This window comes from Streptococcus parasalivarius, from assembly GCF_054785155.1.
In genome coordinates this window covers 41,928-64,919 of record NZ_BAABOB010000008.1, presented here as the reverse complement: position 1 = coordinate 64,919, position 22,992 = coordinate 41,928, and the positions used below count along the sequence as shown (strand labels likewise).

The 22,992-nt window shown below is 40.3% G+C and carries 25 protein-coding genes and 1 pseudogene; 1 reads left to right on the top strand and 25 read right to left on the bottom strand.

Translation table 11 applies throughout. From position 1 onward, the window contains the following. Nucleotides 1-35: 35 nt before the first annotated feature. Nucleotides 36-728 carry a phosphoglycerate mutase gene (locus ACYVQ1_RS08580; protein WP_000240128.1) on the bottom strand — a complete coding sequence of 231 codons (693 nt, stop codon included), beginning with the start codon at nt 726-728 and terminating at the stop codon, nt 36-38. Nucleotides 729-983: 255 nt separating this feature from the next. On the opposite strand from ACYVQ1_RS08580, the gene ACYVQ1_RS08575 reads away from it, so the two are divergent. Further along, nucleotides 984-1,919: a dihydroorotate oxidase gene (locus ACYVQ1_RS08575; RefSeq protein WP_060971492.1), complete on the top strand. Its 936-nt coding sequence runs from the start codon at nt 984-986 to the stop codon at nt 1,917-1,919. Nucleotides 1,920-1,980: 61 nt separating this feature from the next. On the opposite strand, the gene ACYVQ1_RS08570 is transcribed toward ACYVQ1_RS08575, so the two are convergent. The 24 genes and pseudogenes from ACYVQ1_RS08570 to ACYVQ1_RS08455 form a co-directional block, all read right to left on the bottom strand. Continuing rightward, nucleotides 1,981-2,181: a hypothetical protein gene (locus tag ACYVQ1_RS08570; RefSeq protein ID WP_002890779.1), complete on the bottom strand. Its 201-nt coding sequence runs from the start codon at nt 2,179-2,181 to the stop codon at nt 1,981-1,983. Nucleotides 2,182-2,240: 59 nt separating this feature from the next. Continuing rightward, nucleotides 2,241-2,516 (bottom strand): HU family DNA-binding protein, encoded by a 276-nt coding sequence (locus ACYVQ1_RS08565; RefSeq protein ID WP_002884048.1) that lies wholly within the window; start codon nt 2,514-2,516, stop codon nt 2,241-2,243. A 136-nt stretch (nt 2,517-2,652) separates the two neighbouring features. After that, nucleotides 2,653-3,225 carry a YpmS family protein gene (locus tag ACYVQ1_RS08560; protein ID WP_461250425.1) on the bottom strand — a complete coding sequence of 191 codons (573 nt, stop codon included), beginning with the start codon at nt 3,223-3,225 and terminating at the stop codon, nt 2,653-2,655. Then, the gene (locus ACYVQ1_RS08555) at nt 3,218-4,093 is read right to left on the bottom strand and encodes an SGNH/GDSL hydrolase family protein (RefSeq protein WP_149561287.1); all 876 of its coding nucleotides are present in this window, start codon (nt 4,091-4,093) and stop codon (nt 3,218-3,220) included. The genes ACYVQ1_RS08560 and ACYVQ1_RS08555 overlap by 8 nt, the downstream gene beginning before the upstream one ends. Next, on the bottom strand, nt 4,086-4,928 hold the full coding sequence (locus ACYVQ1_RS08550) for a DegV family protein (RefSeq protein ID WP_155212992.1): 843 nt from the start codon (nt 4,926-4,928) through the stop codon (nt 4,086-4,088). Before ACYVQ1_RS08550 ends, ACYVQ1_RS08555 begins: the two co-directional genes overlap by 8 nt. A 69-nt stretch (nt 4,929-4,997) precedes the next feature. Continuing rightward, nucleotides 4,998-6,668 (bottom strand): DNA repair protein RecN, encoded by a 1,671-nt coding sequence (gene recN, locus ACYVQ1_RS08545; protein ID WP_461250424.1) that lies wholly within the window; start codon nt 6,666-6,668, stop codon nt 4,998-5,000. Nucleotides 6,669-6,676: 8 nt separating this feature from the next. Continuing rightward, on the bottom strand, nt 6,677-7,123 hold the full coding sequence (locus ACYVQ1_RS08540; protein ID WP_002890762.1) for an arginine repressor: 447 nt from the start codon (nt 7,121-7,123) through the stop codon (nt 6,677-6,679). Further along, nucleotides 7,110-7,937, bottom strand: a complete 828-nt coding sequence (locus tag ACYVQ1_RS08535) for a TlyA family RNA methyltransferase (RefSeq protein WP_461250423.1) — start codon at nt 7,935-7,937, stop codon at nt 7,110-7,112. The genes ACYVQ1_RS08540 and ACYVQ1_RS08535 overlap by 14 nt, the downstream gene beginning before the upstream one ends. After that, entirely contained in the window at nt 7,930-8,802 is an 873-nt protein-coding gene (locus ACYVQ1_RS08530) for a polyprenyl synthetase family protein (protein WP_461250422.1), read from the bottom strand. The genes ACYVQ1_RS08535 and ACYVQ1_RS08530 overlap by 8 nt, the downstream gene beginning before the upstream one ends. Next, complete coding sequence (locus tag ACYVQ1_RS08525) at nt 8,802-9,017, bottom strand: exodeoxyribonuclease VII small subunit (RefSeq protein WP_002884058.1); 216 nt, start codon at nt 9,015-9,017, stop codon at nt 8,802-8,804. Before ACYVQ1_RS08525 ends, ACYVQ1_RS08530 begins: the two co-directional genes overlap by 1 nt. Then, nucleotides 9,007-10,335: an exodeoxyribonuclease VII large subunit gene (gene xseA, locus ACYVQ1_RS08520; protein ID WP_461250421.1), complete on the bottom strand. Its 1,329-nt coding sequence runs from the start codon at nt 10,333-10,335 to the stop codon at nt 9,007-9,009. Before xseA ends, ACYVQ1_RS08525 begins: the two co-directional genes overlap by 11 nt. A 186-nt stretch (nt 10,336-10,521) precedes the next feature. Beyond that, nucleotides 10,522-11,283, bottom strand: coding sequence for a hypothetical protein (locus ACYVQ1_RS08515; RefSeq protein ID WP_461250420.1), 762 nt, complete (start codon nt 11,281-11,283; stop codon nt 10,522-10,524). A 127-nt stretch (nt 11,284-11,410) separates the two neighbouring features. After that, nucleotides 11,411-12,055 carry an endonuclease III gene (gene nth, locus ACYVQ1_RS08510; protein WP_461250419.1) on the bottom strand — a complete coding sequence of 215 codons (645 nt, stop codon included), beginning with the start codon at nt 12,053-12,055 and terminating at the stop codon, nt 11,411-11,413. Next, nucleotides 12,055-12,753 (bottom strand): DnaD domain-containing protein, encoded by a 699-nt coding sequence (locus ACYVQ1_RS08505; protein WP_002890756.1) that lies wholly within the window; start codon nt 12,751-12,753, stop codon nt 12,055-12,057. Before ACYVQ1_RS08505 ends, nth begins: the two co-directional genes overlap by 1 nt. Nucleotides 12,754-12,824: 71 nt before the next feature. Continuing rightward, a complete protein-coding gene (gene metA / locus ACYVQ1_RS08500) occupies nt 12,825-13,769 on the bottom strand; it encodes a homoserine O-acetyltransferase MetA (protein WP_201553115.1) in 945 nt (314 codons plus the stop codon). Nucleotides 13,770-13,941: 172 nt separating this feature from the next. After that, entirely contained in the window at nt 13,942-14,460 is a 519-nt protein-coding gene (locus ACYVQ1_RS08495) for an adenine phosphoribosyltransferase (protein ID WP_104020892.1), read from the bottom strand. 114 nt (nt 14,461-14,574) lie between these two features. Next, nucleotides 14,575-16,782, bottom strand: a complete 2,208-nt coding sequence (recJ, locus tag ACYVQ1_RS08490; protein WP_461250439.1) for a single-stranded-DNA-specific exonuclease RecJ — start codon at nt 16,780-16,782, stop codon at nt 14,575-14,577. A 310-nt stretch (nt 16,783-17,092) separates the two neighbouring features. Next, nucleotides 17,093-17,497 (bottom strand): GNAT family N-acetyltransferase, encoded by a 405-nt coding sequence (locus tag ACYVQ1_RS08485; RefSeq protein WP_461250418.1) that lies wholly within the window; start codon nt 17,495-17,497, stop codon nt 17,093-17,095. 104 nt (nt 17,498-17,601) lie between these two features. Next, the gene (locus tag ACYVQ1_RS08480) at nt 17,602-17,757 is read right to left on the bottom strand and encodes an SAM-dependent methyltransferase (RefSeq protein ID WP_461250417.1); all 156 of its coding nucleotides are present in this window, start codon (nt 17,755-17,757) and stop codon (nt 17,602-17,604) included. Between the two features lie 11 nt (nt 17,758-17,768). Then, on the bottom strand, nt 17,769-18,536 hold the full coding sequence (locus ACYVQ1_RS08475) for an SDR family NAD(P)-dependent oxidoreductase (protein ID WP_461250416.1): 768 nt from the start codon (nt 18,534-18,536) through the stop codon (nt 17,769-17,771). Beyond that, nucleotides 18,536-19,465 (bottom strand): ribonuclease Z, encoded by a 930-nt coding sequence (gene rnz, locus ACYVQ1_RS08470; protein ID WP_175060683.1) that lies wholly within the window; start codon nt 19,463-19,465, stop codon nt 18,536-18,538. The genes ACYVQ1_RS08475 and rnz overlap by 1 nt, the downstream gene beginning before the upstream one ends. A gap of 31 nt (nt 19,466-19,496) precedes the next feature. Further along, nucleotides 19,497-20,138 carry a cystathionine beta-lyase gene (locus ACYVQ1_RS08465; RefSeq protein ID WP_461250415.1) on the bottom strand — a complete coding sequence of 214 codons (642 nt, stop codon included), beginning with the start codon at nt 20,136-20,138 and terminating at the stop codon, nt 19,497-19,499. Beyond that, a complete protein-coding gene (hflX, locus tag ACYVQ1_RS08460) occupies nt 20,131-21,369 on the bottom strand; it encodes a GTPase HflX (protein WP_461250414.1) in 1,239 nt (412 codons plus the stop codon). Before hflX ends, ACYVQ1_RS08465 begins: the two co-directional genes overlap by 8 nt. A 376-nt stretch (nt 21,370-21,745) precedes the next feature. Then, nucleotides 21,746-22,915, bottom strand: a pseudogene (locus tag ACYVQ1_RS08455) (FtsW/RodA/SpoVE family cell cycle protein); the annotation flags it as partial. Nucleotides 22,916-22,992 lie beyond the last annotated feature (77 nt).

Genomic DNA, 22,992 nt, shown 5'->3' with positions numbered 1-22,992 from the left:
AAGGCGGAATAAATCCCGCCTTTTATCTTTTATAATTATTTTCCAAGGTAGTATTCAGAAACAACGTTCAATTTTTCGTCAAATTCGAATACCAATGGTGGGAAGTTTGGAATTTCAACATCCATGATTTCGTCATCTGACAATTGTTTGATGTGTTTTACAAGGGCACGGATTGAGTTACCGTGTGCACCTACGAATACGTTTTTACCATCTTTAAGTGCTGGAGCGATTTTATCTTCCCAGAATGGAAGGGCACGTTCCAAAGTAACTTTCAAGTTTTCAGCATCTGGAATTACTGAGTCATCAAGTGAAGCGTAACGACGGTCAGTGTGTGCTGAGTGCTCATCATCACGATCCATTGCTGGAGGCAATACATCGTATGAACGACGCCAGATGTGAACTTGCTCATCACCAAATTGCTCAGCAGCTTCTGCTTTGTTTTTACCAGTCAAACCACCGTAGTGACGTTCGTTCAAGCGCCATGATTTTTCAACTGGAACCCAAAGTTGGTCAGATGCTTCAAGAGCCAAGTTAGTTGTTTTGATCGCACGTTTCAATACTGAAGTGTATGCTTGGTCAAATTCGATACCAGCTTCTTTGATCAATTTACCAGCGTCGATAGCTTGTTGAGTACCTTTTTCAGAAAGATCTACGTCAGCCCAACCTGTGAAAAGGTTAGCTTTGTTCCATTCAGACTCACCGTGGCGAGCGAAAACCAATTTTACCATTAGTTATGTCTCCTTTTTATTTTGGGTTAAACCCATTTACTCTATCTATTCTACCCAAAAAACCTTGAAAAAGCTAGCAAAATCCAAAAAATTCTGTAAAATTCTATTGCTTCTTGTCTTGGCAAAAAGAGACGATATCAGAATTTCGTTTTAGAGGCTTTAGCCCGTCCAATATTTCCTTGTTTTAGGCCCCTTTTCATGCTAAAATGAGATGAAATAGTAACATTTTACTTTGTGATCTTTAAGGAGGATCTTATGGTTTCTACTGCTACAAAAGTTGGTCAGTTTACGTTTGATAACTGTCTTATGAATGCCGCTGGTGTTCATTGTATGACTAAGGAAGAATTGGCAGAGGTTGAGGCTTCAGCTGCAGGTTCATTTGTCACAAAAACAGGAACACTTGAGGCCCGTCCCGGTAATCCTGAACCACGTTATGTGAATGTACCTCTTGGGTCAATCAACTCAATGGGATTGCCAAATAACGGTTTCGAATACTACCTTGACTATGTCATTGAATTACAAAAGCAACCAAATACAAAAAATCATTTTCTTTCTCTCGTTGGTCTTTCACCTGAGGAAACACACACCATTCTTAAAAAAGTTCAAGAAAGTGACTATGAAGGGCTGGTTGAACTCAACCTTTCATGTCCTAACGTTCCGGGTAAACCTCAAATCGCTTACGATTTTGAAACAACAACCGAGATCCTAACTGAAGTCTTTTCTTACTTTACGAAACCTCTTGGTGTGAAATTACCACCATACTTTGATATTGTGCACTTTGACCAAGCTGCTGCCGTTTTCAACCAATTCCCACTTGTCTTTGTTAACTGTGTGAACTCAATTGGTAATGGCCTTTACATTGAAGATGAGTCTGTTGTCATCAAACCTAAGAATGGTTTTGGTGGTATAGGTGGTGACTACATCAAACCTACTGCCTTGGCAAACGTTCATGCTTTCTACCAACGTTTGAAACCTGAAATCCAAATTATTGGTACTGGTGGTGTAAAATCTGGTCGTGATGCTTTTGAACACATCCTTTGTGGCGCAAGTATGGTACAAGTTGGTACTGCCCTTCAAAAAGAAGGTGTTGCTATTTTTGACCGTATTACTAAAGAACTTAAAGAAATCATGGAAGAAAAAGGTTACGAAACTCTTGAAGACTTCCGAGGAAAACTTCACTACATCGACTAGTCTATAAAAAAAGTTTGGAAGATTTTCCAAACTTTTTTGTTATTTGATGAGGATTCTCTTATTAGACAAGACCATCATCATCGCGTTCATCCCAATCTTCAAAAGGGTCCTTGCCCTCTTTTTCAGCTTGAAGACGTTTCTGACGAGCTTCTTCAATTTGTTCTTCACTTGGCTTCATCAGTTTGCTAATAGCAACAATACCTGATAGTTTAATAACAGTAAAAACCAAAAGAAAAATCAATACCACTGTTATGGTTTTCATAGATTTCCTTAACTTATTTCGTATAAATCAAAACCCCTAAAATCTTAGGGGTTTTTACATTATTTAACTGCGTCTTTAAGAGCTTTACCAGCTTTAAATGCAGGAACTTTAGAAGCTGCGATTGAGATAGCTTCACCAGTTTGTGGGTTACGACCTTGACGAGCAGCGCGTTCGCGTACTTCAAAGTTACCGAAACCGATCAATTGTACTTTTTCACCTGCAGCAAGGAATTCTTCGATAGAAGCGAAAACTGCATCTACAGCTGCTGCTGAATCTTTTTTAGTAAGCTCAGTTGCTTCTGCAACTTTAGCGATCAAATCTTGTTTGTTAGCCATTGTAACAATCCTCCAATTTATTTCTAAGCGAATAGTTTTTTTAGCGCTTGAACAAGTATTATCTTATCCTAAAAGACCTATGAGGTCAAGTAATAAACGCTAATTTAATCGCTTTTTTGCAAAAAGTAAAGGCTTTTTAATTTATTGTCTTATAGATGTCAAATTCGATACGGTCATTAACCAAATCTAGGCTTTGAGCACGTGCTGTTATCCCCTTCTCATTCTTCATAAACTGAATATTTAGGGTTACCTTTCCCTTCTTACTATCGATTGCGATGTAATCAGGAAGGTTAGTCGAACGTTTAATCATCTTAAGGGCATCCGAAACAGGCAGTTTCAGGGTTCCAGCTGAAAGCTCAGAAACATGCAGTACAATTGCTCCTGATTCACTAACAACCGGCGTAAAATAGACATATAGAGGAACAGGATGACCTAAAACCTTATAGCTACTTTCAAAAACAATTTTAGAATTGGTAACCTTGACCTTGAAACGCATCTTATCAGTCGAATAATCCTGGGCAAAGCCTGTAAGAGCAGCGTCAAGCTCATCCTTAGTCATACTATATTTTCCAATTTTAGTTGCTCCCTTGGGTAGGGATACAGAACTTGTCGTCTCCACTGGAGTCATGATTCTATATGTCACAACACTTACTAAGGCTAGATTTAAGGCCAAGAGTCCTAAAAATAGCCACTTCCATATCTTATTCACCTGACCACTCCTTCTTTGTTTGGTTAATACGTTTCAAAATGGCATCTGACATAATTTGATAACCTGTATTATTTGGATGAAAATGATCATCCTCAAAAAGAGCATCGTTCAGGCTATCTTGAGAAGATTTACTAGACTGAGAGGTATCATCAGAACTCGTAACACCGCCCTTACCATCAATTCCCTTATAAAGCAAATCATTTACAGGAACAAAATACACATTATCGTACTCTTTGCACACCTCTTCAGTAGACTGGTTCCAATTATCTACAATAGTTTGCATTTCTGTCATCTCTGGAAAATTAAGATAAAAAGGATTGTAAATACCAACAATATAAATTGGTAATGTTTTATTTTCCTTGCGAGCTAGCTCAATAATCTGTCTTAATCTCTTTTGATAGGCCTGAGCAGGCTTAGTGAAGGTAGCTACATTAAGATTCGTGATATTGTCCTTAATGACATGGATCACATCATTACCACCAACTGTCAGAGTCATCACTTTAGCCTTTTTGAGATCTCTTTGAATATCCTTCTTTTCTTGCATTCTTTTGAGAATTTGATTACTCGTATTCCCCGCAATACCGTAGTTACGAGAAGTCACTTGCCAGTCAAAATCTGACTCTAATGCCTGTGATAGCACAGGAACGAATCCTCCTTGATTACTACTATCACCTACTCCTTGAGTAAGGGAATCCCCAATAGCAACATAGGTCACATTTTCATTTTTGATAGATTTGATCTTTTCTGCAATTTTTGATGACTGATGCGTACTAGGAACGATAAAAATGAAGAGTCCGACAAATAAGAGAAAAAGCAAGAAGAAGCCTACAAGGCTTCTAACTAATTCTGATTCTTTCCACTTATTCATAACGAACCATTACGGCAAAGGCGCCTTCACCAGTGTGCGTTTGAATGATGGAACCAGTCTCAAGGATTGAAATTGGAGCACCCAAAACCTCAAGTTTTTCAGCCAGTTCATGTGCTAAATCAGGTGTCCCTGCATAAGAAATACCAATCTCTGCCACTTTGCGGTCCTTATCTTTGATACCATTAATATAAGAATCTAACCATTTCGTGAAAGTCTTAGCTCCTCGACCCTTAGCAATCGTATTCAACTGATAGTCTTTCAACTCCATGATGACACGAATATTGAGCAATGAAGACAGAAGACCTGTTACACGTCCAATACGACCACCTTTAACCAGATTCTCAAGGGTAGAAACACCAATATGAAGTTCTGATTTATTTTTCACTTCTTCAACATGAGCCACAATCTCATCAAGACTAGCTCCTGCTTCGGCTAATTTAGCTGCCTCAACAACTTGAAACTTGAGGCATTGATCCGTAAAGCCTGAATCGATGACAGTGACATCTGCTCCTGAAAGACTAGCTCCTTGACGTGAGGCTTCACATGTCCCAGAGAGTGTGTGCATAATGTGGATTGCCACAATTTGTTCTGCACCTTCTTTGACAAGATTTTCATATGTCTCAGCAAACAAACCTACAGGTGGTTGGCTTGTCTTTGGTAACTCTTTACTATGCTTCATCATTTCCAAAAAACGGCCTTCTTCTCGAAGGTCACTATCTGAATAGATGACACCGTCCACCATTACCGACAATGGGACAACAGTGATATTATATTTTTTAACCAATTCTGGTTCAATCGTGATTGACGAATCGGTTACAATTCTGATTTTACTCATAATTTTCTCGCTTAACACAAATTTTTATTCTATTATAGCATGACTGGAAAGGTTTTCCCAAGTCTTTTCCTAAAGAGAGTCATCCACCTTTAACAAAGCTCTTGCTTGGCTCAAGGCAGCCTCCGTCACGTTATCACCTGCTAACATCTTAGCGATTTCTTGCACCCTTTCCTCAGGTGTCAAAAGACGAACACGAGAGACAGTTGTCTCGTTATCGCTTTCCTTAGAAATAAAGAACTGATAATCAGCAATAGCAATAACTTGCGGAAGGTGACTGATGGCCAAGACCTGACCATGACTCCCAATCTTATGAATCTTCTGAGCGATGGCTTGGGCAACACGTCCTGAAACGCCAGTGTCAACCTCATCAAAGACGATACTTGTTTTATCTTCTTTGCGGGCAAAGGCTGACTTAATCGCCAACATGAGTCGAGACAATTCACCACCTGAAGCTACCTTAACAAGCGGTTTAAAGCCTTCACCTGGATTGGTTGAGATGTAAAACTCAACCTGCTCATTACCATCACGATTAAATTTCCCCTTAGTAAAGGTGACTTTAAAATCAGCCTTATCCATATAGAGGTCGCATAACTCGTTCTTAATCTCAGCTTCAAGAGCCGTAGCAATTTGATGGCGTGCTGTTTGTAGGGTCTCCGCAGACGCAAGCAGGTCCTTTTCAAGTTGCTTAAGCTCTTGTTCCATAGCATCTGACGAGCTAGAGTTTCCTGTCAGAAGATTGTATTCTTTACTTGAATTTTCCAGATAATCCAAGACGTCATCGACAGTCCCACCATATTTACGAGTAATGGCATTAATGGTATCTAAGCGGTGTTCAATCTCTTGTAAACGCCCAGCATCAAAGTCCAGATTATCCAAAAAATCACCTAGTTGCTTAGTGACATCTTCCAGAACATAATAGGCTTCTGATAGATTTCCAGAGAGTTCTTTGTAATCAGAGTCATACTCTTCAAGAGACTGGAGGTCATTCATGGCAGAACGAACATTTGAAAGGCTTGAAAAATCTTCATTATCCAGCATGACATAGGCATTTGTTAAGGTATCAGCAATCTGCTTATGATTAAGAAGCTTGTCTCGCTCCTGCATCAAAGCCAAATCTTCTCCTGATTTTAGAGAGACTGCTTCAATTTCTGCAATCTGAAATGCTAACATTTCAATTCGAGCCTTATGCTCCTGCTCATTTTTCTGCTTTTCAAGAACGGATTTTCTTAACTCACGATAGCGGTCAAAATACTCCTGGTACTCTTTCTTAGTCTGGAAAAATTTCTTGTCACCAAAGGCATCAAGCATGGTAATATGCAGAGCAGGTTTCATAAGTTCTTCCTGGTCATGTTGTCCATGGATATCTACCAAGAAGTGCCCAACAGCCTTAAGCGTCGTTAAATTGACCATCTGCCCATTGATACGACTAACACTTCTACCATTTTGGAAGATTTCACGACGGATAATCAATTCATCCTCAACAGGAATCCCATTATCTTCCAAGATACTAACCAAGGCAGGATTTTGTTCGATTGAAAAGAAGCCCTGAATTTCAGCCTTAGATGCTGAATGACGGACAACCTCACTTGAAGCCCTAGCACCCAACATAAGATTCATAGCATCTATAATAATGGACTTACCAGCACCTGTTTCACCAGTAAGGACGGTCATACCATTCTCAAAGTTTAGAGAAATCTCTTCAATAATTGCGAAATTCTTTATCGTAATTTCGAGAAGCATAGGCCCTCCTATTCTTCAACCCACTTAATGATTTGCCCCTGTAGTTCAATAGCTGCTAACTCTGACTGAGCCACTAAAAAGAGGGTATCATCATCAGCAATAACACTAAAAATCAAATGCTTGTACTCATCTAAAAGAATCTTCTTGATGAGGCGGCTTGTCCCAGGTTGAACAACGATATTCATAAAGGCATGTTGACGATCAACGCGCAACAAGCGACGAGTCGCAACAGAGGTTCCACCTACTCGTCTAGGAGCAGTTGAGAGCCCATAGATGTAAGAACCGTCTTCAGTTGGTACTTTGGTAATACCAATTTCATTGATATCACGCGATACAGTCGCTTGAGTAGCCTTTAACCCCTCATTTTGGAGTAATTTTACCAATTCTCCTTGAGTCGTAATTTTATTTTCTTGGACAATCTTTCGGATTAACTCCAAACGATCATTCTTCTTCATTCTTTTTAAACTCCTTGTGTGCTTGTGCTACAACTTCCTTAATAGTGGTTTGAGCATCCTTTTGAGGAGAATTTGTCTTCTCCAAGTGTGCGAGAAACTCAATGTTACCATGACCACCTTGGATAGGTGAAAAGTCTAGCCCCTTAACTGAAAAGCCATAGTCAACCGCAAAAGCAGTCACTGTTTCTAACACTTTTTCATGGACACTGCTCTCACGGACAATCCCGTTTTTCCCAATTTGTTCACGGCCCGCCTCAAATTGTGGTTTCACAAGAGCAACAACTTGCCCCCCATCAACCAATATCTTAGCCAAAGCCGGTAGAATCAGATTAAGAGAGATGAAGCTGACATCGATTGATGCAAAAGACGGTAGTCCTTCTGTAAAATCAACAGGTTCAGCATAACGGAAATTATATTGCTCCATGGAACGAACACGCTCATCTTGACGCAATTTCCAAACCAACTGATTGGTGCCGACATCAACAGCATAAACCAGTTTGGCCCCATTTTGAAGCATAACATCAGTAAACCCACCTGTTGAGGCTCCGATATCAATGGTCGTCATACCTTCAACTGACAGACTGAAAACTTCCAAAGCTTTTTCAAGTTTGAGTCCTCCACGACTCACATACTTAAGTTTTTCACCTTTAAGCTTCAACTCTGTACCGTCGTCGATTTTTTCACCAGGTTTATCGTAACGCTCACCATTGATAACATTAACAACTAAACCTGCCATTACGCCACGTTTTGCTTGTTCTCGTGTTTCAAAAAGGCCTTGTTTATAAGCCAAGACGTCTACTCTTTCCTTAGGCATGGAGTCGTAACCTTTCTATGATTTCTATAATACTGTCTTTCTTGAAACCTTGAGTCTCAGCTAGATTTTGGAAAATAGCCTCCACTTTATTGAGTGATTCCTCGAGGATAGCATGTGATTTTTCCAGACCAAGAAGAGCCGGATAGGTTGATTTCCCCGCTACTACATCTTTTCCAGGTGTCTTTCCAAGTTCTTCGAAATCAGCCGTCACATCCAAAATATCATCACGGACTTGAAAGGCAAGACCAATCAGGCGACCAGCTTCTTTCAGATTTTCCAAAACCTCTAGATTTTTTTGAGCAACAATACCAGCCGCCACAAAAGGAAAGGTTAAAAGCTTACCTGTCTTATGCTCATGAATTTTAGACAGTTGCGATAAATCAAGTTCCTGACCTTCACCCTTCATATCCAACATCTGGCCACCAACCATACCGAAGGTGCCTGAGGAATGAGACAATGCTTGAATCAATTGAACTCGAATTTCTGCCGATAGCTCTGTTTGGGCTAGGAGATCAAAGGGATCCAAAAAGAGAGAATCGCCAGCCAATATCGCCGTTGCTTCATCAAATTTCTTATGGTTGGTTAAACGTCCTCGACGGTAATCATCATCATCCATAGCCGGCAGATCATCGTGAATCAGACTTCCAGTATGAATCATTTCAAGACTCGCTGCAACATCGAAATGACTAGGAGTTAGCTCTAAACCAAATCCTTCAAGCAAATCTAAGAAAATCAGTGGACGAATACGCTTACCGCCACTATCAACTGAATAAAGAATAGCAGTGATTAAATCACCTGATACAGGAAGATTCTTTTTTTGGTAGTAATCACGGATAGCCGCATCAATTTTATTTAGCTTGCTCATTAGGCATCCATTTCCGTTTCTGTACCATCTGCTTGCATAACCTTAACTAGTGTTTTTTCAGCATCTTCCAAGGTCTTCTGCAAATCCTTAGACAAGGCCATACCTTTTTGGAACTCAGCAATAGCATCCTCAAGAGCAACATCACCTGTTTCGAGCTTAGTGACAATGGCTTCTAAGTCCTGTAAATTTTCCTCAAATGTTTTTTTAGTTGACATTTTTCACCTCTACTTCTAGTTCTCCATCTCTCATTTGGACGGTTAATTGATCACCTTCGGTAATATTCTTGGTACTGGTTAAAGGTTTATCATCTTTTTTGACAATGGCATAACCCCTTGCAACAATACGGCTAGTATCTAGAGACAATAAAGCATCCTGTGCCTTTTCTAATCTCACACGGTTACCATTAATGGTGTTCTTGGTTGTGGTCACCAATAAACGTTGCAAAGACTCTCGACGGTCTTGATAGTTCCGAACACTGGTCAGAAGATTTAAGCCTTGTAAGCGTTGTTTCAAAAGTTCCGCTTTTTTTTGCTTTCGCTCGAAATCCTGGCTCACGAAGGTTTCAAGCCTTGTTGTTAGTCGATCCAACTTTTGTAAATAACCATCATATAGGCGCTCAGGTTGCCTAAAGACAACAGATTGTGACAGTTTAGCTAAACGTTCTTGATTGTACTGTATACGTCTCAAACAGGCTTGATAAGCTCTATTTTGTCTTTCACGAATCCAAACCAAGGTATCGGCCTTTGATACTGGAGTAGCAAGTTCTGCCGCTGCTGTAGGTGTAGCAGCCCTACGATCCGCAACAAAGTCAGCCAAAGTCGTATCTGTTTCGTGACCAACACTTGAAATCACAGGTAGACGACTCTCAAAAATGGACTGAACAACAATTTCCTCGTTAAAAGCCCAGAGGTCTTCAATAGAACCTCCACCACGACCAACGATAAGTATATCTAAGTCATCCCTTTGATTGGCTTTTTGAATATTTTCAGCAATTTCCTGTGCAGCTCCTTCACCTTGAACCTTGGTAGGGAAAAGTAATATTTCTACCCCTGGAAAACGACGACTAACGGTCGTAATAATATCTCGAATAACCGCACCACTAGGACTTGTGACAACCCCGATTTTTTTGACAAAATTAGGCAGTGCTTGCTTATGACAATCATCAAAGTAGCCTTCTGCAGTCAATTTTTTACGAAGCTGTTCAAACTGGATAGCCAAAGCTCCAATACCATCCGGCTCAGCCTTCTCGATAATAATGGAATAAGAGCCACTAGGCTCATAAATCTGGACACGACCTACGACATTGATCTTCATACCTTCTTCGAGTTCAAAACCAAGTTTTTTGAAAACTCCAGCCCAAATCGTCGCCTGAATAACAGCTCCTTCATCCTTAAGCGAAAAATATTGGTGACTCGGGCGGCGACGAAAATTGGAAACCTGTCCCGTCAAATATACCCTCTCTAAATAAGGATCACGGTCAAATTTCATTTTCAAATATTTGGTTAAGGATGTGACCGATAAATAGTCTGACACGACAACTCTCCTTTATTTAACCTATCCTCGAAAACCTGAAGACATTAAAAAAGTTCTGTAGAACCATCATCCCCAAATCTTCTCAGTCAGCTTTTTAATTGTATACACGATTACCTTAAATTATACCAAAAAAGACTGTCAAAAGACAGTCTCAACCACCATAGTCAGGTGTTTTATATAGTTTCATTAATCGGTTGTATAAGTTTTTGAAACGACGTCCCAAGAATCGCTTGAACCGTCAATACCACCATAGGCTTCGAGTTGTCCCTTCTTATCTACACGGAAAAGAAGAACATCATTACCATAGGCATCATAAAGTTGAGCATAAACTAGGTTATCATCATCATCCGTCCATGAATAAACATTCCAACCTAGATTTTTATAATTTTCTCCAGTTGAACCTTGTTCTTTAGCATAGGTAGAAACAACCCAGTCTTCTAACTGTTGATCAGACAAAGATGAGGTATCAACTTGAGAGGATTGATTATCAGATGATGCTGCAGCTGCTTCCTTACTTTTTGCCAACTGACCGTTTTTCCATGGATTTGTTTCACTCTCTTTTTGGTTATTACTATACCACATCAAGGTAACAACAGGAATAACCACTGCAAGTACTGCAACAACTCCAATTACCCATCTAATGATTTTAGGATCTTTGAGTTTGTCAAAACTCGAAACTTTTCTTCCCTTTGTAGTTTCATTTTTACGACGTCTAAATTCGCTCACAGCTTTTTCCTCTTTTTCTTGAAAGTAGTCCCTTTTTTTCTTTTCCTCTTGCTCCAAGAGCTTTTGCACTTCCCTACGACCCTGTGGATCACTCGTTTGAGCCAATGAAATCTGCAACTGAAAAATACGATTATCCAAAGCTTGCTCATATTCTTTGGCTGCTTCTCTATCACCATTATCAGCTAAGGCTCTCAGATACTCTTCATTACTGAATTCAGCCATTCACTAAATCGCTCCTGCTTCTAAATCGTTTCTTCTATTTTCTTAAAGCCTGAGACTTTTGTCAAGTTACTAGTTTGTAACAAATTCTTACAGTTGTAAAAAGCCAAAGAAAATCACATTCTTCAGCTTATTTCTTAGTTGTTTCTTTATAATACTTACAATAACTTTGAAGAGGACAGGTCTGGCATTTAGGATTCTTAGCTAAGCAATGATAGCGTCCAAAGAAAATCATACGGTGATGGCTGATAATCCAATCCTTCTTTGGGATTTTCTTCATCAATTCTGCTTCGATTTCCTCTACACTAGCATCCTCTGGGGCGATATTTAGCCTTTTGGAAACACGTGAGACGTGGGTATCTACTGCAATCGAACGAATGCCATAAACCTCAGCTAAAACCACATTAGCCGTTTTTCGTCCCACACCAGGTAGACTTTCCAATTCCTTATGCGTTTTCGGAACCTGTCCATCAAAATTCATTAAAACAGATCTAGCAGTCTTGATGATGTTCTTTGCTTTATTCTTGTAAAGACCAATCGTTCGCAAACACATCTCAACATCATCGAGGTTGGCAGAAGCCAAATCCTCAATTTCTGGATAACGCGCCCATAAGCCTGGTGTAATCTTATTAACAGCCTTGTCTGTTGTCTGGGCTGATAAAATAACAGCAACTAATAGCTGGAAAGGAGTTTCCCACTCCAACTCTCCATGAGCATTGGGAAACATCTCTCCCATGAGAGCTAGAGCCTCATTAACACGTTTTCTTCCTAACATTATTGGCCACCCCATAATTGACGGGCGGCATCCATTCCTGTTTTGAAGTCATCAGAAACCTGATGATGGTGCTTCTTACCTTGATGCTCCAAACGACGCTCTTCAACTTGAATTTTAGTTGTAATACCACTTAATTTCCAGTTACGAAGAACTCCTTTTATATAATTCCAATTTGTCTTGCGGTTAAATACTGCTTCTTTCAAAGCCTCACGGATAAGTTCGGGATCAGTATGTTCTTCTTGGATTTCCTTGTTTAAATCTTCGACAACCATTGGATTCAAGATTCCCAAAGCTTGTTCCAATTCATCTGTTAATTGCTTGATAAGCTGGGTATTTGTTGGCTGACCAACGACAGGTCCTGCCGTTGTCTTTTCATTGCTCACTAACTTGTCCAACACTGCCAAGGCAGGTGAGGCATCTACAACCATCTCAATTTCATTGTTAATCTTAATAGTCGTGAAATCAAGAAGTCCAGCCTCAGTCAATGTCGTAATACTTTTATTAACTTCAGTTGGCGTCTTCCCAGTTGCTTGCGCGATCTGACTAGAAGCCACTTCTCCAATCTGAGTTGTCGTTTGTAGATAGAGAAACTGCCAAACCAGAAAGTCATCCGCAGATGGGAAAATATCCTTAAAGTGGAAAAATAAAGCATTAGGAAGGACCAGATTACCTGATCGATACTGTTCAAAAAAACTCATATTTACCTTTCAGAGTAGCTAGACACCCCAAAAAGTCAAATGCTCTCACATAAGTCTTTTGAGACTGTCTACTACAAATAACCGTAGAATGAAAAATCGTCTTCCAACTCTTCTAAACGATAAGGTGTTTCTTGATATACCGCATAGTTAATCCAATTACTAAAGAAGGCAGATGCCGCAAGATTCCAACGCAGTTTAGGCTCCTGACTTGGATCATCCTCTGGGAAATAGTTTGCTGGTACGTCTGGATTAATGCCTGCATCCAAATCTCTTCGGTATTCTCTTGCCAGAGTATCACGGTCATATTCAAAATGACCGAAACTATATACTTCACGAAGATTCTTACTTGCTAGAATGGATAAGCCAACCTCTGGTCCTGACACAACAATATCTAAATCCGTCTTGGCTTTAATATCCTCGAGCCTAACCTCTGTATAGCGTGAGTGCGGTGACATAAAGCTATCATCAAAGCCATTCATAAGGAAGTTTTCAGGCATGTCAACAGTTTGTTTATAGATTCCAGATAATTTCTCCGACAATGGAACCTTGTCGACTCCATGCTTATAATAGAGACCTGCTTGAGCTCCCCAACACAGATGAAGGGTTGAATAAACATGCTTTTTAGACCAATCAAAAACTTGTGTTAATTCTTGCCAATAATCCACTTCCTCAAATGGCATTTGCTCAACAGGAGCACCTGTTACGATGAGACCATCATAATACTTATGCTTAATTTCATCAAAAGTCTTATAGAAAGTTTCCATATGTTCGGCATGTGTATTTTTTGACTTATGACTAGCCATATAAAGAAACTCGACGTTAATTTGAAGTGGCGTATTAGCTAAAAGACGTAGTAACTGAGTTTCTGTAACTTCTTTAGTTGGCATAAGATTTAGGATTAAGACCTCCATTGGTCGAATATCCTGGCTACTAGCTCTGTTCTCATCCATGATGAAGACATTTTCCGAACGCAATACATCAAGAGCTGGCAACTTATTATCAAGTTTTATAGGCATAACAATATCTCCATCCTTATTTATTCTATCTTCATATTATAAACCGGGGAGGTATTGTTATCAAATATATATTTTCTCTAGTTAGCTATAGCTTTAAACTATATTTAGAGAACACTTATGTTTTAAAAGAGTTAAAAAGGCCCTAAGGCCTTTTGTTAATTCATAGATAGATTTATCCTGGGAAGTTCATCAATACTTTAGTATCGTAACCTTCAATAGCTTTACGTCCATTAAGACCATCAAGCTCAATCAAGAAGGCACAACCAGCAACAACTCCACCTAGGCGCTCAATCATTTCAATTGTAGCTTTGACGGTACCACCAGTTGCCAAAAGGTCATCAACGATAAGCACACGTTGGCCTGGTTTGATTGCATCGGCATGCATACAAAGTGTATCGATACCATACTCTTTTTCATAATCAGCCGAAATCACTTCACGTGGCAATTTACCAGGTTTACGAACTGGCGCAAATCCGATACCAAGTTCAAAGGCAACTGGACATCCAACGATGAAACCACGTGCTTCGGGACCAACAATCATGTCAATCTTCTTGTCAGTCGCATACTGAACGATTTCACGAATAGCATAGCTATAAGCATTTCCATCAGCCATCAAAGGACTAATATCACGGAAAGTAACCCCTTCTTTAGGGTAGTTTTCAATAGATGCAATATAATCTTCTAATTTCATTTGTTCTTCCTATAGGCTTTTCGCCAAAAAAATATTTACATGTCATTATAGCATGAATCTTCAGATTTAGAAAATGCTAACCCTCATTTCAAGACGAATCCTTTAGATTAAGCACTAGTTCTCCTTATAAAGCCAGTCATAAATTTCCTGTGGTGTTCCTAAAGCCATAAGTTCTTGGAACTTGACGAGACGTTTAAGATCTTGGAAAATCTGACTGTCCTCAATCTCGCGTTTTTCAGCTTCTTTATTGACTGTCAAAACACCATTATCAATAGTCACAAAATCCAATTCATCAAAAATCTGAATCATCTTAATCAGAAGTATCTTATCGATTTTAAGGTAATGACTGAGCTCATCCAGTTTATAGCGGACATCGAATTCTGGGAATTGGTAAATGGTTTTATAGAGTCTTGCAAATTGCTCTCTAGTTCCATAACCTGTCAGATAATAGGCTTCCTTAATACTATTTTTAAAATAGATAGCCTGGAAATCTTTACCTTCAAACCACTCTTTTACTTCTGTCGCTGAATCAGGTAAGGTGTTGAGGACAACCGCAGGTTCAGTGTCTGATGCTTCTTCTACCGTTGGTAGGCCTTCAGGCAGTGCCATATTTTTTGAGCGAAAATCAAATAATTGAACACCATCCACACGTGCATCTTCTAGAATGAGCTGGAGTGTTGTCTGACCATTCCAAACATTAACAGACAAGGTCACTGCCAATTCCAAACCCTGAGCTTGTTGGAATTCTTGAAGCAAATGACCTTTATTAAAGACCACAACATCAAAGCTATCCTTGCCTTGCTTAACCTTAAACTTAAGATGGGCTCCATTTTGCCCCATAGTCCTAGCTTGAGTAACGGTAATATCATGTAGCCAAAAGACTGGCTTTTTATTATCCATACCAAAAGGTGCTAGTTTTTCTAGGCTCTTAATGGTATCCAAGCTAAGCTCACTGAGTTGGAGCTCCTCGTCTAAATTTAACGTATTTTTGGCACTCGTATCAATGTCATTATCGTAAACATAATGACACAAAATCTCTGATAGTCGTCCAAGATTTTCTTCAGGAAGTGTCATTCCCGCCGCTCCAGCATGTCCGCCAAAAGCAATAAAGATGTCTCGGTGGTCATCAAGGGCATCGAAGATATTGATAGATTCCAAACTACGGGCTGAACCCTTAGCCAAGCTATCTTCAATATTCAAAACCACGACTGTCTGACTGATTTGTTCCATGATACGCCCCGCCACAATACCTAGGACACCAGGATGCCAACCTTCCTTGGCCAAAACCTGAACAGGTTTATCCAAATCCACCATAGTCATGGCTTCATCAAAGATTTTTTGAACAACTTCCTTACGTTCTTCATTTTTAGCATTGATCTCCAGAGCAATGGCTTGGGCTTCTTCATCGTCAAATCCGGTCAGCAGTTCAATGGCTGGATTTGGATCATCTAAGCGCCCCAAGGCATTGAGTTGAGGGGCCAGTTTAAATCCTACCGTTTCTTCAGAAATCGTTGTTGGGTCTACATCTGAAATACGGAGCAATTCTTGAAGCCCAATACGCTCAGTAGTCTTTAGAATTTCCAGGCCGACCTTGACCATAATACGATTTTCATCCGTTAGGCTAACCATATCGGCAATGGTACCAATGGCTACTAAGTCCAACATCTCAGTAGGAATAGTTTCAAGGAGGGCAGTTGCCAATTTGAAAGCTACACCACAACCTGCCAAATACTTAAAAGGATAATCGGCATCTGGATGCTCTGGATGGAGAATGGCATAGGCATCTGGAAGCTGTGCCGGCATACTGTGATGGTCTGTAACGATAACGTCCACACCTTGCTCTTGCGCATAAGCGATAGCCTCATTCCCCGCTACCCCATTATCTACTGTAACAATGAGCGAAATGCCTTCCTGTTCAATGAAGTACTTGTAGACACTTTCGTTTGGCCCATAACCATCTGTAAAACGGTTAGGCAGATAGACTCGAGCTTCAGCGCCCATCATTTCAAGGGCTTCCTTGACAATCGATGCTGATGTCATACCATCTGCATCATAGTCCCCATAGACTAAGATTTGCTCATAATTTTCAATGGCCTGACGAATTCTAGCCACTGCCTTATCCATATCATGAAGAAGAAAAGGATCATGAAGGTGTGATAAATCAGCCTTTAGAAAGTCTTCAAGAACATCTTCTGTCGTAATGCCACGTTCATAGACAATCTTGGCTGCTGTTTCTGCCAGTCCATGTTCTTTGGCAAGTTTAAAAAAGCCAGCATCTGGCTCTTTTGTGTTTATTTTCCAATCATACGTTGATGTAATCATGTTTTTATATTTTCTCCCTGTCATCTAGTCTACCTATTATAACATGAAAAAATTTATCATAGTGGATAGAAACCTAAGTTTCCTAAAAAGAGAATGGAAAACATAGGAAGGTGTTTAGACTCGTGGTACATTTCCAATCAAGACCTGCTTTTCTAGACAAAATAAAAAACTGGGTATCGCTCCTCATTTGACTTGTGTTTTCTCAGATATTCCCTTCTCCTCTTTACGTTAACTAACTCTATTCTACTATCATTTTCAAGTAATATTAGGAAAAACAAGAAAAAGATTCCCTATTTGGAAATCCTCTACATCAATATTTATAAATCATCCCTGTACAAGCTTGCTCTGAAAGTTCGACAAATCCCAGGGATTGGTAAAAGGCTAAATTTTTCTCGCTACGATCAGTGGCAAGGAGCCGTTGATAGACATGGGGGAACGTCTCTAAAGCCTCTTCTAAGAGTTTCGTGCCAATGCCTTGGCGCTGGTGATCTGGTCGCACCAAGAGGTCCTGTACAAAAATGACAGAATGGCCATCCCCTACTAAGCGAATGTAGGCTACTAACTCTTCCTTATCATAGACCGCCAACTGCCATAGACTGGCTTTGACAGCTTCTTCTAGCATGGTTGGATTGTTGGTATAATTGGTCCAGCCGACCGAGCTATAGAGTGCGAGTAGGTCTGCCATCGCTGGAATCTCTTGTTTGTAATCTAACATCTTAACTCCTCTCCAAACTTCCGACTAGTTGCTAATAAGGGTTGTCCTGAGCCCGTAAACCTACCATTTCCTCATTGGGTTCCACAGCTAGGACTCCTATTTTCTTACGCTAGGTGGTTGGACACAGGGCCAAAGCTACTGCCAAAATCAAGAACTCGCTTCCCCTTGATGTCCTGTAATTGGTCAAAAAGAATATCATAATAGATTTGACCCCAGGGTTTCCGGATGTTTTCTAAATAGGCTTGAATATTAGCTGCCATCTGGCATCCCCTTATTTGTAGTTAAACATATTGGTAGCTAGTTTATCCGAGATACGAGGGAAAAGGGTATAGAGTTTATGGGCCACATTCAATAGCCTAGGAAGATTGAGTTCACGTTTTGGTTTTCCAAAGTTTTTGACAATTTTCTTAGCCACATAGTCTGGTTCTAAAATATAGCGATCCACGGCTTTAACATAAGTCCCCTCTGGATCTGCTTGGTCAAAGAAAGTGGTTCGGATGGGACCTGGATTGACCGTAGTCACATAGACTCCCTTATTAGCCAACTCTAAACGCAGGGCATCTGAAAAGCCAATTACCGCAAACTTTGTCGCTGCATAGACACTTGAGTTGGCTGTCGCAATTTTCCCTGCCATACTAGCGATATTGATGATATGCCCATGACCTTGCTCCACCATTTTCTCAGCCATCAAGCGTGAAAAGGTCATCGTCGCAAAGGTATTGATATCAAACATATCACGGACTTCTTGGCTAGTGTAGTTATCATAAGACTTAAATTCGCCGAAGCCAGCATTATTGATAAAGACGTCAATACGTCCAAATCGTTGATAGAGATAATCGACCATTTCTTTAATGGCCTTGTCGTCTCTAAGGTCAATAGAAAGACAGGTTTTATTTTCCACATGGCGATAACATTTCTCAAGTTTGTCCTTGTCTCGTCCTAAGAGGATAGTACCATCACTGGGTGAGAGCTGTTTGACAATTTCTTGTGCAAGGCCTCCTGAGGCACCAGTAATAGCGATAATACGTTGTTTAGCCATTAAATCTCTACCTCTTCCAAGTCACGAACGATGTGGGTGTTTTCGAAAATCGTTTTGGCATCTGCTGCCATCTTACCGATATCACGTCCCAAGAATCGTGCTGATACATGATTTAGAAGAAGGCGCTTAGCTGAAGCATCTTTAGCGACCTGTGCTGCTTGCATATTGGTTGAATGCCCATGGCTCTTGGCAATTTTTTCATCGCCCTTACCATAAGTAGACTCGTGAACTAAGATATCTGCCCCCAATCCAAGACGAACACTGGCATTCGTCTTACGGGTATCACCTAAGATAGTGATAACTTTACCTTTCTTAGGCGCGGAAATGAAGTCCTTGGCAATGATTTTCGTTCCATCTTCAAGAACCACATCTTGACCATTCTTAATTTGACCAAAAAGTGGTCCAAATGGCACACCTGCTGCTTTAAGAGCCTCAGCATCCAAGGTCCCTTCAAGATCCTTTTGAACCACACGGTAACCAACACAAAAAATGGTGTGATCCAACTTATCTGCATAAACAGCGAACTTGTCATTTTCCATAACCAAGCCTAGCTTATGCTCATCAATTTCCTTAAAATGCACATGGTAAGGTAAACGTGTCCCCGAGGTGCGAAGGCTAGTCATGACGTATTGTTTAATACCAACTGGACCATAAACTTCAAGGTCCGTTTGTTCTTCGCTAGATTGGAAGGAACGACTAGCCAAGAAACCAGGTAGACCGAAGATATGGTCCCCGTGCATATGTGTAATAAAGATTTTTTTAACTTTACGAGGTTTGATTGTTGTTTCTAAAATCTGACGTTGGGTTCCTTCCCCACAGTCAAACATCCATACTTCGTTGATTTCATCGAGTAGCTTCAAAACCAGACTCGATACATTACGAGCCTTGGATGGCTGTCCCGCGCCCGTCCCTAAAAATTGTAATTCCATGACTTTCTATACTTTCTATCTATCGTTTTTCTTATTTCTGGACAATATAAGCCAGGCATTCACGCTGAGCAAAGCCATAATAAACAGTTTGCCCTTTATATTGAGATAAAAGTTCCACTAATTCATCTTGATTGAAGCTAGATAACTTAATGACGTTCCCCTTCAGTTTAGTTACACGACTAAGCAACTGAGTCTCAGGTGTCAACTCTTCCAACACTTCTTCATCAAAGTCAACCTTGGCCATTTTAACTTGAGTCCCTTCAAGATAAACCTTATACTGTGGGAAAACTTGAGCAAGCTCAAATAAAATACTAGCCGTTGGAACCTCTAAATGCTCTGCAAAGACTAGGGCCACTTCATCGGCATTTTCATAGCAAAAACCATAAGATTTTCCTGACAAATTGAGACGAATAAAGGGCTTGTGTTCATCAAAAGATGGTACTGGATTAAAGAGGTTCAATTCTTTCGAAAGCTCCAAATAGTAATCCGTTGCTGCTTCTGGAGACTGTTTCTGGTAAATCTCTGCAAAATAAGCATTAATAACACTTGGTGGTGGCGTAATGAAGGCCAGTTTTTGACTGTCTGAAAGGTCTGACAAGGTGTTTTCCAGATACACCTTATCTAAACTTGTAAAACCACCATATTTTAAAGCTAAATCCATCAAATCAGTCATAAAACTCTTCCAATTTCCATTTATTTTTCGGTGAAATATAGCCTGTAATTTCTTCCACTTCTGTTTCAAAACTATAGCTATCTAGCAAGGCTAATTGACTCAACTGATACAGTTTATAAGCTTGGTCCTGATGAACCTTAATACTAAAGGGTTCAAAAATCTGTTGAATTTCATCAATCAAGAGTCTTCGCAGAGCCTCACGACTGCCCTTGTCACGTGCTGAGAGACGAACATTAGGAAAGACTGTTGCTACTAAGTTATCCGCTACGTCCATCTTATTATAGATAGCTAGGCGAGGAATATCAGTCATGTCCAGGTCTTTAAGGATATCTAAAACCACCTTTTCATGCTCTTCGTGATTAGGATCACTAGCATCGATGACATGCAAAAGGAGGTCCACATTCCGACTTTCTTCAAGCGTCGACTTAAAGGCAGCAACCAATTCTGTTGGCAAATCCTGAATAAAACCAACCGTATCTGTCAAGGTCACCTGAAACTGATCTTTTAAGTAAATTTTCTTTGTCGTTGCATCCAAAGTCGCGAAAAGTTCATTGGCCTCATACTGCTTATCATCCGTCATAAGGTTCATAATGGTTGATTTCCCAGCATTGGTATAACCGATCAAGCCAATTTTAAAGGTAGCTGAGTCGACACGCTTTTCACGAATGGTCTCTCGGTTCTTCTCAACAATCTTTAATTGACGTTCAATATCCGCAATCTGATTACGGATAGAACGACGATTGAGCTCCAACTGACTTTCACCGGGTCCGCGGCTACCAATGCCCCCCGCTTGACGACTTAGCATAATCCCCTGACCAGCTAAACGAGGCAACATGTATTTGAGCTGAGCTAGATGGACCTGAAGTTTTCCTTCATGACTCCTAGCCCTCATGGCGAAGATATCCAAAATCAATTGCATGCGATCAATGACTTTTACGCCAAATGCTGCTTCAAGATTGGTATTTTGGCGAGGCGTTAAACGGTTATTGACAATTACCGTAGTAATCTCATCCGCGTCCACCATGGCCTTGATTTCTTCTAATTTCCCTGAACCTACGAAGGACTTACTATCATAGCGTTCACGTTTTTGGGTATAGCTAGCTACAACCTCTGCTCCTGCTGTTTTGGCAAGACTAGCAAGTTCCTCCATGGACATGTCAAAATGCTCTGTCTCTTGCAATTCAACACCTACTAAAATAGCACGTTCTTGCTGCTTGGCTGTCTCTATCATAGCAAACCCCTTTCGAAATAGTCGCCTTCTATTATACCACAGGGAGACCTAAAGAGAAGGGGACAGACCCTATTTTTTTATAAAGAAAAACAAGTTGGATTGCCCAACTTGCTTCTAATTAGTGTTTACGTGTCGGTTTCTTTTTAGAACCCTTACGACGCTTGCCCTGGTGGAGGCTAGGCGTATTTTGAGAAATAGTTTGACGTACTTTCACAGTAGCCTTATCAACCTTATCTTTAGCCTTGCCCAATTCTTGAGAGGCCTTAGTAACACTCTTCGAAGACTTGTTCTTCTTAGGCTTACTCTTAGAAACAGGTTTCACTTGACTAGTTCCAGACGTACGCATACGACGAGACATAGCCAATAGAATTTTATTTTCTTCGTTGAGGTTGGTTTGATAAGCCATTGAAAGCACCAAACCAACACCAATCAAGTTAGAGATGAGCGATGATCCCCCCTGAGAAATGAAAGGCAAAGGAATACCTGTCAAAGGAAGAATTCCCACTGCTGCCCCAATATTTTCAAAAATATGGAAGACAATCATCATGATAAAACCTGTCGAGATAAAGGTATAAAAACGGTTGTTAGATTTGAACGTCACTCGCAACATGCGGTAAATGAGGAAGAGATAGGTTAGAAGAACCAATCCACCACCTACCAAACCAAAATCTTCCGCAATAACTGTGAAAATCATGTCACTCTCACGAACCGGTACGTTCAACTCCAGATGATTAAAGCCTTTACCATAGATTCCTCCAGTACCAATCGAAATCATCCCCTGTGTCTGTTGAAAGGCGATACCATCTGCATAAGTGAAGGGATCCAACCAAGCTGAGATACGGTTAATCTGGTAGGTTTGCACCCCCATCTTGAGCATAGCTTCCTTACCCCAATCTGTGGTAAATACCATTACAAACAAGCCTAATCCCACTGCAAAAGCTAGAACTACCGGCAAGATAATACGCCAGGATATCCCCGAAACAACTATTATACCTGCTAAAATAGCGAGGAAGACTAAGGCTGTCCCCATATCACCTTGAAGAACCAGTAGACCTAAGACAGGAAGCGTGACCGCTACATATTGGAAAAGTAGCAACCAGTCATCTTGAAGTTCAGTTACTTCCTTTCCTTGTTTAGCCCAAACACCTATTCTCGAAAGAAAAAGGATGTAGGATATCTTCATAAATTCTGATGGTTGGAAAAGGGTGACTGATCCAATGCTGACCCAGTTTTTTGCCCCTGTCGAGGCAACCAAAGCAGGTGAATAGAAAACGAGAGGTAGAACCATAAGCCCCAGGCCAAACATATAGAGCCAGGGGGTTGCCTTCCAAAGAAACTCTGTATTAAATAACATGACAACAAAAGCAAGTACTGAACCTAGAAAAATCCATAGTACTTGCTGAGACATGACTTGCACAAGATTCTTTGGGTAATCAAAATTTGTCGCGATAAATACCGAGACCAGACCAACCAGTAGTAGGATAAGGACTGGCAAGAGAATCGAGTAATCTATCCGACTTTCAATAGTATTTTTTGACTTAGCCATGTGTACTCCAAAATAAAGATTTAGCAAGAGTTATTATACCACTTTTTGGCCAGACAAATGACCTGAATGTATAAAAG